At 41.2% G+C, this 13,580-nt stretch carries 15 protein-coding genes; 6 read left to right on the top strand and 9 right to left on the bottom strand.

The window, feature by feature from the left end; translation table 11 throughout:
• Positions 1-18: 18 nt before the first annotated feature.
• From ACOFKR_RS05845 to bioD, 4 genes are all read left to right on the top strand, one after another.
• Complete coding sequence (locus tag ACOFKR_RS05845) at positions 19-795, top strand: XRE family transcriptional regulator (protein WP_419803082.1); 777 nt, start codon at positions 19-21, stop codon at positions 793-795.
• Positions 796-858: 63 nt separating this feature from the next.
• On the top strand, positions 859-1,224 hold the full coding sequence (locus ACOFKR_RS05840; RefSeq protein WP_419803081.1) for a hypothetical protein: 366 nt from the start codon (positions 859-861) through the stop codon (positions 1,222-1,224).
• Between the two features lie 66 nt (positions 1,225-1,290).
• A complete protein-coding gene (locus ACOFKR_RS05835) occupies positions 1,291-2,433 on the top strand; it encodes an aminotransferase class I/II-fold pyridoxal phosphate-dependent enzyme (RefSeq protein ID WP_419803080.1) in 1,143 nt (380 codons plus the stop codon).
• A 10-nt stretch (positions 2,434-2,443) separates the two neighbouring features.
• Positions 2,444-3,013: a dethiobiotin synthase gene (gene bioD / locus ACOFKR_RS05830; RefSeq protein WP_419803079.1), complete on the top strand. Its 570-nt coding sequence runs from the start codon at positions 2,444-2,446 to the stop codon at positions 3,011-3,013.
• 121 nt (positions 3,014-3,134) lie between these two features.
• On the opposite strand, the gene ACOFKR_RS05825 is transcribed toward bioD, so the two are convergent.
• Genes ACOFKR_RS05825 through ACOFKR_RS05810 form a run of 4 tightly spaced genes read right to left on the bottom strand, consistent with a single transcriptional unit; the run spans position 3,135 to position 6,505 of the window.
• Complete coding sequence (locus ACOFKR_RS05825; RefSeq protein ID WP_419803078.1) at positions 3,135-3,755, bottom strand: hypothetical protein; 621 nt, start codon at positions 3,753-3,755, stop codon at positions 3,135-3,137.
• Between the two features lie 3 nt (positions 3,756-3,758).
• On the bottom strand, positions 3,759-5,024 hold the full coding sequence (bioA, locus tag ACOFKR_RS05820) for an adenosylmethionine--8-amino-7-oxononanoate transaminase (protein ID WP_419803077.1): 1,266 nt from the start codon (positions 5,022-5,024) through the stop codon (positions 3,759-3,761).
• Positions 5,021-5,473 (bottom strand): NUDIX domain-containing protein, encoded by a 453-nt coding sequence (locus ACOFKR_RS05815; protein ID WP_419803076.1) that lies wholly within the window; start codon positions 5,471-5,473, stop codon positions 5,021-5,023. Before ACOFKR_RS05815 ends, bioA begins: the two co-directional genes overlap by 4 nt.
• Positions 5,474-5,503: 30 nt before the next feature.
• The gene (locus tag ACOFKR_RS05810; protein WP_419803075.1) at positions 5,504-6,505 is read right to left on the bottom strand and encodes a cation diffusion facilitator family transporter; all 1,002 of its coding nucleotides are present in this window, start codon (positions 6,503-6,505) and stop codon (positions 5,504-5,506) included.
• 89 nt (positions 6,506-6,594) lie between these two features.
• Here ACOFKR_RS05810 and ACOFKR_RS05805 point away from each other — a divergent pair, with 89 nt between their 5' ends.
• Positions 6,595-7,788 carry a pyridoxal phosphate-dependent aminotransferase gene (locus ACOFKR_RS05805; RefSeq protein WP_419803074.1) on the top strand — a complete coding sequence of 398 codons (1,194 nt, stop codon included), beginning with the start codon at positions 6,595-6,597 and terminating at the stop codon, positions 7,786-7,788.
• A gap of 117 nt (positions 7,789-7,905) precedes the next feature.
• Here the strand turns inward: ACOFKR_RS05805 and ACOFKR_RS05800 are convergent, their stop codons facing one another.
• The 3 genes from ACOFKR_RS05800 to ACOFKR_RS05790 form a co-directional block, all read right to left on the bottom strand.
• Entirely contained in the window at positions 7,906-8,460 is a 555-nt protein-coding gene (locus ACOFKR_RS05800; protein ID WP_419803073.1) for a sugar O-acetyltransferase, read from the bottom strand.
• A 335-nt stretch (positions 8,461-8,795) separates the two neighbouring features.
• A complete protein-coding gene (locus ACOFKR_RS05795) occupies positions 8,796-9,209 on the bottom strand; it encodes a VOC family protein (protein WP_419803072.1) in 414 nt (137 codons plus the stop codon).
• Positions 9,210-9,226: 17 nt separating this feature from the next.
• Positions 9,227-9,607, bottom strand: a complete 381-nt coding sequence (locus ACOFKR_RS05790) for a VOC family protein (RefSeq protein WP_419803071.1) — start codon at positions 9,605-9,607, stop codon at positions 9,227-9,229.
• A 302-nt stretch (positions 9,608-9,909) separates the two neighbouring features.
• Between ACOFKR_RS05790 and ACOFKR_RS05785 the strand changes: the two genes are divergently transcribed.
• Positions 9,910-10,893, top strand: coding sequence for a GlxA family transcriptional regulator (locus ACOFKR_RS05785; protein ID WP_419803070.1), 984 nt, complete (start codon positions 9,910-9,912; stop codon positions 10,891-10,893).
• 103 nt (positions 10,894-10,996) lie between these two features.
• Here ACOFKR_RS05785 and ACOFKR_RS05780 read toward each other — a convergent pair whose 3' ends face one another.
• Together ACOFKR_RS05780 and ACOFKR_RS05775 are read right to left on the bottom strand one after the other, a co-directional pair.
• Complete coding sequence (locus tag ACOFKR_RS05780; RefSeq protein ID WP_419803069.1) at positions 10,997-11,554, bottom strand: hypothetical protein; 558 nt, start codon at positions 11,552-11,554, stop codon at positions 10,997-10,999.
• A 255-nt stretch (positions 11,555-11,809) separates the two neighbouring features.
• Positions 11,810-13,546: a phospho-sugar mutase gene (locus ACOFKR_RS05775; RefSeq protein ID WP_419803068.1), complete on the bottom strand. Its 1,737-nt coding sequence runs from the start codon at positions 13,544-13,546 to the stop codon at positions 11,810-11,812.
• Positions 13,547-13,580 lie beyond the last annotated feature (34 nt).

The raw sequence follows: 13,580 nt of genomic DNA, 5'->3' as shown, positions 1-13,580 counted from the left end.
TTAGTAATACCAAATTTTATGTCAAAAATTTCATCAAACATTAAATATCTCCGTAAAAAAAAAGGATTAACGCAGCAACAGTTTGCAGATCAGTTACTTATAAAACGATCATTAGTTGGTGCTTATGAGGAAGACCGGGCAGACCCGAAGTACGAATTACTAAATTTGATAGCAAATTTTTTTGAAATCCCGATCGGGGATTTTATAAATGAAGATATCAATGACAAATATCAGCAGAAACCGAAGCCGGATCAAAATAATGTACGCGTTTTAAGTGTTTCGGTAGATCATAACGAACGGCAAAATATCGAGTTGGTCCCTTATAAAGCCAGTGCCGGTTATTTAAACGGTTATGCCGATCCGGAGTTTATCAGTCAGCTGCCGAAGTTCCATTTGCCAATGTTAAAACAGGGAACGTACCGCGCTTTTGAAATTACGGGGGATTCGATGCTGCCGGTTTATCCCGGTTCGATCATCGTTGCCGAATATCTGGAAAACTGGGCGGAAATAAAATCCGGCGAAACCTATGTGGTGATCAGCAAAGATGACGGTGTGGTTTATAAACGGATCGGCAATAAATTTAAAACCAATAAAAAGCTGAAGCTGGTTTCTGATAATCCTGTTTACGAACCTTATGAAATCAACCCGGAAGATATTCTGGAAGTGTGGAAATCCAAAGCTTATATTTCGATGCATTTCCCGGAACCAACGCCTGACCCAACAATGGAAAGCCTGACTTCAATGATGACGCAGATGCAAAAATCAATCGCTAAACTGCAGAACGGCAACAATTAAGTTACAAGTTTTGAGTTAAACTATAGGATGTTATCTTTATCCTATAAACCAAAACTTAAAAACATGAAAAAAATAATTTTGATGCTTTGCTTTGTAGCAGGCATAACCACTTTGAGCAAGGCACAAGGCGGACAACGAAGAACACCGGAAGAACAGGCCAAACAATTGCAAACACAACTGAAGTTAAGTGATGATCAAACCTCAAAAATCACTTCTATTATGCAGATGCAAAGCACCAAAATGGACAGTATCAGAACGGCTGCCAATGGTGATCGTGATGTGATGCGCCAGGGGATGATGTCTGTAAGGCAAATGATGATGCCCAAAATCAAAGCTGTTTTAACTGCAGATCAGTCTGCAGCTTATGATAAAATGATGGCCGAGCGCATGAGCAGAATGCAGAATGGTGGCGGTTCTGGCCAAAAATAATTTTAGATTTTAGATTTTGAAAAGCGGCCTCGTGTCGCTTTTCTTATTTTAGCGCAAAATTTTGTTTTGAACAAAGCAGAAAATTTCATTCAGCAAAAATTAGCGCAGCGAAAGCTGGACAACAATTTTAGGGTGCTAAAAACAGCATCCGGTTTAATTGATTTTTGTTCAAATGATTATTTGGGTTTTGCCCGGTCAGAAAAGTTAAAAGCTTTGGTTGAAGCAGAGATCAGCAAATATCCGGATTGTTTAAACGGTTCGGGCGGATCAAGATTATTGTCCGGAAACACCGTTTTTGCAGAAGAACTGGAGCAGCAAATTGCCAGCTTTCATCAGGCGGAAGCTGGTTTGATTTTCAATTCAGGATATGATGCCAACCTGGGTTTGTTTGCTTCGCTGCCGCAACGCGGCGATACGATTATTACCGATAAATTAATCCACGCCTGCATTATTGATGGTGCAACGCTGAGTTTGGCCAATCGTTATTCCTTCAAACACAATGATTTAGATGATCTGGAAAAGAAATTAAAACATGCGAAAGGGAATATTTATATTGCGGTAGAAAGTGTGTATTCAATGGATGGCGACGAAGCACCGCTGCTCGAAATTATCAGGCTCACACAAAAATATAATGCAAATTTAATTGTAGATGAAGCACATGCAACCGGTGTTTTTGGTGCAGGTTTGGTACAAAGTTTAAACTTGCAAAATCAGGTATTTGCGCGCACGGTTACTTTCGGAAAAGCGTTGGGCTCGCATGGTGCAATTGTTTTAGGAAGTGATAATTTGCGCAATTACCTCGTTAACTTTGCACGCTCTTTTATTTATACAACTGCCCCAAGTTTTCATCAATTGGTAACTACGAAAATGGCTTATCAGTTGTTACAAGAAGCTGCTTCAACACAAAATAAACTACAAAATTTAATTGCGTTGTTTAAAAAAGAGTTGCAAAAACAGCATGTCTTTCAACTGATCCCAAGTAACAGTGCAATTCAATCTATCCTCGTTCCCGGAAATGCGACAGCAAAACAAATAGCCGATCATCTGCAAAAAAACGGTTTTGATGTGCGTGCAATTTTAAGCCCGACCGTTCCAATAGGCAAAGAAAGATTGCGTATTTGCATCCATACTTTTAATACAAAAGAAGAGGTCGCAACATTGAGTTTAGCTATCAGCCACCAACTTTCAGCAATTGGCTATCAGCAATGAACTAAAAACCATGAACCAAAAACCACTTTTTATAACAGGCATTGGCACCGGCGTTGGCAAAACCCAAGTTTCGGCGCATTTGGTAGAAAGTTTGCAGGCCGATTACTGGAAACCGGTTCAATCCGGCGATCTGGACGCAAGCGATACGATGAAAGTGAGAAGTTTGGTCAAAAATGATCAATCGGTTTTTCATCCCGAAACTTATCGTTTAACACAGCCATTTTCTCCGCATAAATCGGCCGAACTGGATGGTTTGATGATTGATCCGCAGCAGTTTGTTCTGCCAAAAACACAAAACCAGTTGATTGTGGAAGGTGCCGGCGGCCTGATGGTTCCGCTAAACGATGATTTTTTGATGATCGATTTGATTGAAAAACTACAAGCTGAAGTGGTTTTGGTAGTGATGCATTATCTGGGCAGCATCAACCATACGTTGCTTTCTATTGAGGTTTTGAAAAGCCGGAAGCTGCCCATTAACCGTGTTGTTTTTAATGGGCTAAAAGAAGCATATTCAGAAAGTCTGATCAGAAAGCGTTATCCCGAATTGCGTTATGAATATTTGGATTGGATAGAAAGTTAACGCTAAGTTACTCATTTCCAACGCAGAACAAAATCTTCATCAAAGTGCAATGCTTCTTTTATGGGTATAAATTATGCCGATTGATAAAAAGTATTCCTATCGTTAAAATGAAAAAATCAGCTTAATCAACCAAAACTGAAATTTCTTTTTCCAAACCTTTCAGCCAGTTAGCGTACAATCCCGCTTCTATGGATACTGCTTTTGCCGCATGTTTTTCCCAATCCGGCGAAAAATGATGTAGCTGATTCAGCATTTCTTCCAAGTGCCCTTCTTCTTCCAAAATAATGGATTTAACGTTGACTTTGCTTTCTGCTTCCGTCAAAACTTCCTGATAAATTGGATACAACTCATCCGCCCGAACTTCGATGGCATAAGTTACCAATAAATAAGCTGCAAACCTTAATTCTTTTCCTTTCAATCCAAGTTCAACTTTCAAATAGCGGCAAACTTCCACATCCAAACGGTTCAAATAAAACCGACTTTCGCGCGGTGCCAGCAAATATTGCTGCGCATAAGTTGGGCACAGGTTTTCACCCAGTTTTTCCAGTTGTTTTTTGAGGTAGAAAGCGTGGCGGTGCTCTTCCGCGGCGTGTTTTAAAATAATGTAAGTTACGGTTTCGGTATCTTCACTGGCCGAAATTTTGCGTGCGCCGGTATTTTCCATCAGCGATAACGTATTTAACCATCTGGCGTGCAATTTTGGTTGAGAAACGATTGCCGAAAATATTGCTTGAGTATCCATAAATTAAAAAGTTTCCAGTGCATCTTCCACAGCAGCATACAATTCGTCCAGCTGCGCATCGGTAATGCAATATGGTGTTAAAAAATAAATAATGTTGCCTAATGGCCTTAAAATGATGTTTTTAGCGAGGAAAAACTGATAAAGCCGATCGCGCAGGTTGCTGAAATACGATGTTCCGCTTTCCACATTCCACTCCATTGCCAAAATTGTCCCGGTTTGGCGGATAGATTTCAGTTTTGGGCTGATGCTGTTTTTATCGGCAAAAATTTGGTGACGGCGGCAAATCCGTTCGATGTTTGTAATGGTTTTGGGTTGAAGGAAAAGCTCCATACTGGCCAGTGCCGCCGCACAAGCTACCGGATTTGCCGTAAAAGAATGCCCGTGAAAAAGCGTTTTGTGTTTATCTTCTGATAAAAAAGCTTCAAAAATCCGGTTGGTACAGGTGGTGATCCCGAGCGGCATCGTTCCGCCGGTCAACCCTTTGCTAAAACACATCAGGTCAGGCTTTTCCGTAAGATGATCGCAGGCAAAACGTTTTCCGGTCCGGCCAAAGCCAGTCATCACCTCATCGGCAATGGTTAAAATATTTTCTTTACGGCAATGCGCCATCAATTCGTCCAAATACTTAGCTTCATACATCAGCATTCCGGCAGAACCTTGCACCAAAGGCTCAAAAATGAAAGCTGAAAGCTGATGGCTGATAGCCGATAACTTCTCTTTCAGTGCTTCGATATTATCCCCATTCGGCAAGTCAATAAACTCAACCTGAAACAAATACGGATCAAACGAAGCGGTAAAAGCACTACGCGCACTAACCGACATCGCCCCAAAAGTATCGCCATGATAGGCATTTTTCAGGGCTAAAATTTTGGTGCGCGGTTTGCCCTGATTGCTCCAAAACTGCATACACATTTTCAGCGCAACTTCCACCGCCGTAGAACCGTTATCAGAATAAAATACTTTTTGCTGATTATCCGGCAGGATCGAAAGCAAACCTTCTGCCAGCAAAACTGCACTTGGGTGCGTAAAACCTGCAAAAATTACGTGCTCTAAAGTATTCAACTGTTCAAAAATTTTTTGGGCGATGTACGGATGCGCATGTCCGTGGATATTTACCCACCAGGAGGAAACCGCATCCAGATAAGCTCTTCCTTTATCATCAAATAACAACGCACCTTCGCCCCGCACAATCGGGATTGGCGGCAGCGCGGTTTGCATTTGTGTATATGGATGCCAGATTATTTTCTGATCGCGTTCGGTCCAGTTCATAGTTTCAGCAATAATTCCACGGCTTTTTGATCGGCCGGAAAGGTGACATCTTCAATTTTCAATTTATCCAGGTCAATCCAGCGAAAAGACTGAAAAATGCCGTCAACCGTTCGTTCGCCAAAATCAAACGGTACTGTTTTTACGGGCAAATTTATGAGCAGCAGGTTTTTTACGAGGTAATATATGCTGATGATCTGCGTATCGTCAAAAGCCGATTTGAGGTAAAAATCCGTGGTGTAAAAATGGCGGACGATCTCGATCTCAAAAAAACATTCCTCCAAAAATTCCCGCTTCAGGCCATCGATCAAACCTTCGCCATACTCCAAACCGCCGCCCGGGAACTTGGAAAAATACATGCCGTGTTCCAGTTCATCGCTGATCAAAAGCTGGTTGTTTTGGCTTATCAGCAAACCATAAACGCGTACATTGAAAGGATATTTTTTCAGCATAAATTTTACCTGGTAAAAGAAGCATCGGTTTTAATCATGCAAAACAGTAACGGTTTCTGTGGCGAAATGCTTTTTGTTTTGGGCCACGCGTTCCATGTCCCACAAATAATCTTCCGTTTTTTCATGAGACCGGATCGGGCAGTTCGGCATCCGGCAATAGTAGCAGCATTGCGGGACGCAGGGATCGGCATGGATAAAAAATTCGGTTTTGATTTTGGCAGATCCGTTCACAATATGGTCTGTCAGGGATACTTCCTGATGCACTTTGGTAAGATCGAAATAATTTGGCAAAGTCATGTGGCAATCGATATGTAACTCATTACCATAACGTTGTGCGCGCATATTATGTATGTCGATCCATTCAGCCTTCCGGTTTTCATTCAAAATCTTAAGGATGTCATCTACCACGGTAAAATCAGTTTCGTCCATCAAACCCGCAACCGATTTGCGCACTAATTTATAAGCCGAATAAACGATGAACAGGCCAACAACGATGGATAAAATACTGTCCAGCATCCGGATTTTGGTGAAATAAATCAATATCAAACCGACAACGAGGCCGGAACTGGTGATCATATCGGTAATTAAATGGCGGCCATCCGCTTCAATTGTTAGCGAAAGCATTTTTTTGCCTTGTTTGATCATGTAAAAACCAAGTGCACCGTTAATGGCCCCGGTTATGCCGATAATGACCGCGCCGATGATTAACTGCTGAACTTCGTGCGGGTTGAAAAGGTTGTAAACGGATTTTACAATGATGATGATACCGGCCGCCATAATGAGCGCGCCTTCGAGAAAAACGGAAAAAAACTCTACTTTGCCGTGCCCGTAAGGATGGTTGATGTCTCGCGGGCGGGCCGAAAACCAAATACTGAAAAAGGCAAAAGTGCTGGCCACAACGTTTACAATACTTTCGGCGGCATCAGATAAAATAAAGTTGGAATCGGTGATAAAATAAGCCGTGAATTTGGCAATCATCAGGATGAAACCCGTTATCAACGCGTAAAGAATGATCCTTTTTTGTAATTGCACGATGCTGTTTTTATCGCACAAAAATATAAATAACAAGGCAAAATCGGCCTAAAGTTATTTCTATATTTGCCGCCAACAAAGCAATCACGATGAATATTTTAAGCGACCGTATCAATAATCTGTCAGAATCTGCCACGATAAAAATGGCCAAAATGGGCCGCGAACTGGCTGCAAAAGGTGTGGATGTGATCAGTTTGAGTTTTGGCGAACCGGATTTCCACACGCCGGAACATATAAAAGCTGCCGCAAAAACAGCGATGGACAAAAATTTTACGTATTACACGCCCGTTGCCGGTTACCCGGATTTGCGCAAAGCAATTGCCAACAAGTTAAAAGTAGAAAATAATCTGGACTACGATGCTTCGGAAATTGTGGTTTCTACAGGTGCCAAGCAAGCTATTGCCAACGCCGTTTTGTGTTTGGTAAACCCTGGCGATGAGGTGATTATCCCGACGCCATACTGGGTTTCGTATTCGGAAGTAGTGAAACTGGCGGAAGGTGAATCGGTTTTTGTACAAGCTACGGCAGAGCAGGATTTTAAAATTACGCCCGAGCAACTGGAAGCGGCGATTACGCCAAAATCAAAGCTGTTTATGTTTTCTTCGCCCTGCAACCCAACGGGCAGTGTTTACAGCAAGGATGAACTGGCTGGTTTAGTAAAAGTATTTGAGAAATATCCTCAGATATACATCATGTCTGACGAGATTTATGAACACATCAGTTATCTGCCTAAGCATGAATCGATTGCGCAGTTTGCATCGGTGAAAGACCGTGTGATTATCATCAACGGTTTTTCTAAAGCTTACGCGATGACTGGCTGGAGAATCGGTTACACGGCTTCCAACAAAGAAATTGCTACGGCCTGCGATAAATTGCAGGGACAGATTACTTCGGGCACTTGCTCCATCACCCAAAAAGCCGGTACGGCTGCGCTGGAAGGTGGTTTGGAAAGTGTGGAAGCCATGCGTGTGGAGTTTAAAAAACGCCGTGATCTGGTTTATGGTTTGCTGAAGGAAATCCCGAACCTGAAAGTGAATTTGCCGGATGGGGCTTTTTACTTTTTCCCGGACGTGAGCGCGTATTTTGGCAAACAATACAACGGAAAAACTTATGCTGATGCAGCCGAACTTTCTATTTATCTGTTGGAGGAAGCGCATGTGGCAACGGTTGGCGGCGATTCTTTTGGTGATGATAATTGCATCCGTTTATCTTACGCTGCTGCCGAAGATAAACTGATTGAAGCCATGAAACGGATTAAAAAAGCGTTAGGGAAATTGAGTTGATGCTGTTTTTATCGGTATAAAATTGGAGTCCCGCCCGGGTTTCGGGCGTGACTATTTTGTGAATGCCCTTTTTAAAAATTTATTTTATTGAAGCATAAACCCGAAAACCTGTTTTTGTTATAAACGCTTTATTGGTTTGCAAGGATTACCTGCTGCGAAAGTATCTGCGGCAATGTTTTTTGTTACCACACTGCCTGCCCCGATTACGCAGCGATCACCAATTGTAACGCCCGGACATATAACTGCGCCGCCGCCGATCCAAACATCTGAGCCAATAGTGATGGGTTTTGCAAACTCCAAGCCCGATGCCCTTTCCTGATAATCCATCGGATGTGTAGCCGTATAAAGTTGGACGCCAGGGCCAAATAAAACATTATTTCCTATAATAACCTGCATCACATCCAAAACGATACAGTTAAAATTAAAGAAAACTTTATCGCCAACAATTATATTGCTGCCGTAATCACAGTAAAAAGGAGGTTCTACCCAAAAATCCAAGCCCTGGTCAGGGATCAATTCCATTAATATTTCCTGCCGCAGGTTCTGTCCGTCATCGCTTGATCCGTTGAGTTGTTTTAAAAGCAACCTGGCTTTTCTTCTTTCATTTACAAGTTCTGTATCGGCCGCGTTATAAAGATTGCCGTTGAGCATTTTTTGCTTTTCTGTCTGCATAATCAATAAATGACCCGAATTTAATTTTTTACCAGCCTGAATTGAAATCCTGGCTGATTTAATTGCTGTTTGCAAGTATTATCGATCTGAAAAAAACACAAATGCTTCTTTTATCGGGTAAAATTTTGAATTTATATTTGTTGCCGATAGAAAAAAAACATGATAAACCGACAGATTTCAGGTGATAAAAGAAGCATATAAAACTTTGTAAGAAAATTTAAACGGGCCCTTGATTACATGCAATTTTTTTCATTATTGAACGCCCATCTTATTCGGGTTTGAAATGCTTCTTTTACCACCTGAAAATTGAAATTGTATAAGATGATGCAAACAGTTCAGGAATTTGCAGATGAACTCAGCATCCATTTTATCCCAAACTTGTCCCGAACAACACCCATCATTCCGCCCCAAAATTGCGGTTTAAAATCATCCATGATTGTTCCGCCTACAGCCAACTTATTATAAAGCTGTTTTGCTTTTTCCGGATCTGGATTGTCTAACGAAATGGCCACGTTCGTCCCTTCCGTGAAACCATCCGGCCCGTTCATGTCTGATGCCATTATGGTAAAACCATCTGTATGCAATTCTGCATGGAGCACTTTATCTTTCATGGCTTCCGGGAAATGGTCTTTCATGTCGCTATCTCCAATGATGGTAAGTATCGGTTCTCCGCCGAAACAATTTTTGTAAAAGTCCATGGCTTCTTCGGTGCGGCCGTTTAAGCCGAAATACACGCTTAATTTTGTCATTTTTGATGAAGGTTAAGTTAGTTTTTTTTTTGTATGACCGATAAAATATTTCCGGCCGGATCTTTAAACCAGGCAATTAAAGGCTTGCCGCGGCAAATGCCTTTTTCGTCGGTTTTTAAATTAGGCTCGTTGTAATGCTCGAATTGCACACCTTTGCTGATTAATTCATCTACCGCTTGTTCAATATCATCCACCGGAAAATTCAAAATAGTGAAAGTTGCCGGTTGATGATTTGGCTTCGGATAAATCAAAACTTTGTTTCCGTTTGCAAACTTTAAGGTCAACAAACCTTGCATTTCTTTGGTAACTTCCAATCCAAGTTTCCCATTGTAAAATTCTCTTGCTTTGGAAATATCATCTACTGAAAACCCGCTGAATGCTTTGCTGTCTTTAAACATAATTTTATTTTTTTAAATTTAGATACTTCTTTTACCGGCTATTTTTCAGGCTGATGTTTTGGTCTAATTAAACATTTATTTTACTAAAGTTTAATCAGCACGGATTTCAAAATTAGCAAACCAAAAAACATCTTCTTATTGCAGTACAGTTTGTGCAACTACTGCAAGTACACCAAACCGTTTTGATGATTTTCGTTTATAAACTCACTACAAACTTATTGTAATAAAACTATATGGCAGCCGGTGCAAATACGGCAATATAAGGGGTTGATTACGACATTTGTCTCCGTTATATTTGGTTTATGAAACACATCTCGGTCCTAATCCCCAAAGGCGAAACCAGCCTGAGCAATATTGAAGCAACTTACAAAATGTTTACCAAAGTAAACGAAGCATTGGAGCGCGCAGGGAAAGTACCTTTGTTTAAAGTTCAGTTAATCGGGATCAGCCGGGAAACAACTTTATCCAACGGCTTATTTACCATAAAACCGGAGCTGGACATAAAAGACAATTTTAAGACCGACCTGGTGATTATCCCTGCGGTACACGGCGATATAGAAAAAGTGTTAACAGTTAACCGTGATTTCATCCCCTGGATCATCAAACAATATCACGCTGGTGCCGAAGTGGTTTCGCTTTGTATCGGTGCTTTTATTTTGGCTTCAACAGGTTTGTTGAATGGAAAAAGCTGCACAACACATTGGTTAATGGCCGATGAATTCAGGAAAATGTTTCCGGATGTAAACCTGATGCCTTATAAAATCCTGACGGATGAAGACGGCATTTATACCAGCGGCGGTGCTTATTCGTCTTTAAATCTCATTTTATATCTGGTAGAAAAATTTGCCGGAAGAAGTTTAGCACTGCTTTCTTCCAAAATATTTGAGATTGATATTGAGCGCAATAGTCAATCGCCGTTTATGATTTTTAACGGGCAAAAAGAGCATGAGGATGAAACCATCAAAAAAGCGCAGGACTTTATCGAGCACAATTTTCAGCATAAAATAACGATAGACCAGTTGGCTTCCATGCTTGCTTTAAGTCGCCGAAACCTGGAACGCCGGTTTAAAAAAGCAACTTCCAACACGGCTGTGGAATATATGCAGCGCGTTAAAATTGAAGCCGCAAAAAAGAGTTTTGAATCAAACAGCAAAAACATCAATGAAGTGATGTACGAAGTTGGCTATTCGGACACGAAAGCTTTCAGGACGATATTTAAAAAGATCACAGGTTTGTCTCCGGTTGAATACCGAAGCAAGTATAACCGTGAAATTGTGGTTGGTTAAAGTATGAGCAATTAATGAACCGCCCATGCTTCTTTTACCACATAAAAAAAAGTCCCGGTCAAAATGTTGACCAGGACTTTTTTATAGATGCTTCTTTTATCACCTATAATTTGAAACCGTAAGCCACACGCAAACCAATCAAACCGTAATTGCTATGGTTGCCGCTAAAGTTTTCGTAACGCAAACCTAAATCGATGCCGCTGTTGCTGGCAAAACCAATGCCCGGCGACAAAATCAGTTTGGTTTCTTTGGCATGGTTCAGTTCAAATCCGGCACCTGCTTCGGCACTTAAATAAAAATTTGGGGCGAAGAAAGATTTTACGCCGGCTTTTACCGGGATCACATTTAAACCGGAATTGTAGTAAGTGTCTTTATCCGTTGCTTGTCCGTAACCGTTTCTGTTAAAAAAGTGGTAATAACCCGGCGTTAAAATCAACGACAAGTTACTGGCCAGATCGTATTGCAGGCGCACGGTTCCGCCCAGTTCAAAGTTTGAAAAGTTTTTGGTCGGGTAACCGCCTTCCAAGCCCAAACCCATCCGGAAAACGTTTTTAGAATCCCCGGATGCTTTCTTTTTGTAAACCGTTTGTGCCTGAGACTGGCCGATAAACAGAACCAGTACAGCTGTGATTGCAGCAATTAATTTTGTTGTTTTAATCATGTTTTAAAAATTAGTGAACGGATTTTTATAAAATCCTGAACGTTTTAAACAAATACTTTGCCATCAGCAACCTGTTTTAGTCGGTTTAGCCTTAAATTACTGGCTTAAAAACAGTTAACATTTGTATTGAGATTGACTTTCTGACAGTTTTTTAAAAAAAAAGACCTGGAAACTAATTCCCAAGCCTTTTTTATATTGATGTTTTTATGGTGAAATGCTAAAACGGGTTCGGCATAACTAACAAAAAATCAAGCATCAAACATTCAGATCTTTCATGATCGTATCAATCTTGTCTTCCAGTTTTTGTGCGGTTTCGTTATAAGTTTCCTTACTTTCCAGCGGACCATTTACACTGCAATAAAACTTTATTTTAGGTTCTGTACCGGATGGACGTGCGGAAATAATGCTGCCGTCTTCGGTTATAAACTGCAAAACATCCGAAGTCGGGAAATCCAGTTTGGAAGTTTTGCCGGAGTTTAAATCTGTTTCCACACCTTTTTCATAATCCTTCAAAACCACCACTTTTGATCCGCCTAATTGTTTTGGCGGCGTGGTACGGAATTTCTCGATCATGGCTTTGATTTCCTCAGCACCACTTTTTCCTTTTTTGGTGATCGAAATCAGTTTCTCTTTGTACAAACCATATTTCAGGTACATTTCTACCAAAGCTTCGTACAAACTGCTGCCTTTATCTTTGTAAAACGCAGTCATTTCGGAAATAAAAGCAGCAGAGACCACGGCATCTTTATCGCGCGAGAACGCGCCGACAAGGTAACCGTAACTTTCTTCTCCGCCCGCAATAAAAACCTCTTTACCAAGCAGTTCGGTAATCAACTGGCCAATATATTTGAAGCCGGTCAGCGTGTTATAACAACTAATGTTTTTGGATGCTGCAATTTTATCGATCAAATACGTGGTCACTACTGTTTTTACCACATATTCTTTGCCGGTCAGCTTGCCGCTTTCTTCCCAGGCCGTCATCAAATAATTGAGCAATAAGCTCCCGGTTTGGTTTCCGTTCAGCAAAATCCATTCGTTTTTGTCATCTTTTACAGCAATACCAACCCTGTCGCCGTCCGGGTCAGTTGCCAAAACCAAATCCGCATCGGTTTCTTTGGCTTTTTTGAGCGATAAAGTCATCGCTTCTTTTTCCTCCGGGTTTGGGTAAACTACGGTTGGAAAATTACCGTCGGGCGTTGCCTGTTCGTCTACCAGGATCACATTTTCAAAACCGAATTCGGCCAAAGCTTTCGGCACCAGCGTAATGCCGGTCCCATGGATTGGAGAATAAACAATCTTCAAATCTTTTTGCCGCTGAATGGCTTCGTTGGAAACCGACAAGGTCAAAATATCTTTCAAATATTTAGCATCGATTTCTTCACCAATCAACTCTACATTTTCTTCTATGCGGTCAAATTTTACTTCATCAATGGTTTTGATGGCCGATACTTCATTCATCACATTTGTATCCGCAGGAGAAACGAACTGGCCGCCATATTCGTCGTAAGCCTTATAACCATTGTATTCTTTTGGGTTGTGGGAAGCGGTCAGCATTACACCACTTTTACAACCCAAAGTTCGGATGGCGTAAGAAAGTTCCGGCGTTGGGCGAAGTGCTTTAAAAAAATAAACATGGATGCCATTTGCAGAGAAAACATCGGCAGTAGTTTTGGCAAAAAAGTCGGCATTGTTGCGGCTATCATGCGCAATGGCTACTTTAATCTGCTCGTTTGGATAGGTTTTTTTCAGATAATTGCTCAAGCCCTGCGTTGCCGTGCCGATGGTATATTTGTTTACGCGGTTGGAACCTGCGCCCATAATGCCGCGCAAACCGCCGGTGCCAAATTCAAGATCGCGGTAAAAAGCATCCGTTAAATCGGTGTATTTTTGGTCGTCCAGCAATTGTTGGATTTCTTTTTTCGTTGTCTCATCATAGCTTCCCTGAAGCCATTGATTGATTTTTTCCTGAACAGCAGGCTCTAATTGTTGCATAGCAATTTGATTAATTTGTGGGTTAAAGTTATAA

It is taken from the genome of Mucilaginibacter sp., from assembly GCF_965201005.1.
In the GTDB taxonomy this organism is placed as follows: Bacteria; Bacteroidota; Bacteroidia; order Sphingobacteriales; family Sphingobacteriaceae; genus Mucilaginibacter_A.
This window is presented reverse-complemented; position numbering and strand designations above follow the sequence as displayed.

What these genes read in the sequence shown, in the direction of transcription:
- ACOFKR_RS05800 (WP_419803073.1), bottom strand. Translation starts at nt 8,460, where the DNA reads ATGCAGACAGAAAAGCAAAAAATGCTCAACGGCAATCTTTATAACGCG.
- ACOFKR_RS05845 (WP_419803082.1), top strand. Translation starts at nt 19, where the DNA reads ATGTCAAAAATTTCATCAAACATTAAATATCTCCGTAAAAAAAAAGGA.
- ACOFKR_RS05780 (WP_419803069.1), bottom strand. Translation starts at nt 11,554, where the DNA reads ATGATTAAAACAACAAAATTAATTGCTGCAATCACAGCTGTACTGGTT.
- ACOFKR_RS05795 (WP_419803072.1), bottom strand. Translation starts at nt 9,209, where the DNA reads ATGACAAAATTAAGCGTGTATTTCGGCTTAAACGGCCGCACCGAAGAA.
- ACOFKR_RS05785 (WP_419803070.1), top strand. Translation starts at nt 9,910, where the DNA reads ATGAAACACATCTCGGTCCTAATCCCCAAAGGCGAAACCAGCCTGAGC.
- ACOFKR_RS05805 (WP_419803074.1), top strand. Translation starts at nt 6,595, where the DNA reads ATGAATATTTTAAGCGACCGTATCAATAATCTGTCAGAATCTGCCACG.
- ACOFKR_RS05840 (WP_419803081.1), top strand. Translation starts at nt 859, where the DNA reads ATGAAAAAAATAATTTTGATGCTTTGCTTTGTAGCAGGCATAACCACT.
- ACOFKR_RS05825 (WP_419803078.1), bottom strand. Translation starts at nt 3,755, where the DNA reads ATGGATACTCAAGCAATATTTTCGGCAATCGTTTCTCAACCAAAATTG.
- ACOFKR_RS05775 (WP_419803068.1), bottom strand. Translation starts at nt 13,546, where the DNA reads ATGCAACAATTAGAGCCTGCTGTTCAGGAAAAAATCAATCAATGGCTT.
- ACOFKR_RS05815 (WP_419803076.1), bottom strand. Translation starts at nt 5,473, where the DNA reads ATGCTGAAAAAATATCCTTTCAATGTACGCGTTTATGGTTTGCTGATA.
- ACOFKR_RS05790 (WP_419803071.1), bottom strand. Translation starts at nt 9,607, where the DNA reads ATGTTTAAAGACAGCAAAGCATTCAGCGGGTTTTCAGTAGATGATATT.
- bioD (WP_419803079.1), top strand. Translation starts at nt 2,444, where the DNA reads ATGAACCAAAAACCACTTTTTATAACAGGCATTGGCACCGGCGTTGGC.
- bioA (WP_419803077.1), bottom strand. Translation starts at nt 5,024, where the DNA reads ATGAACTGGACCGAACGCGATCAGAAAATAATCTGGCATCCATATACA.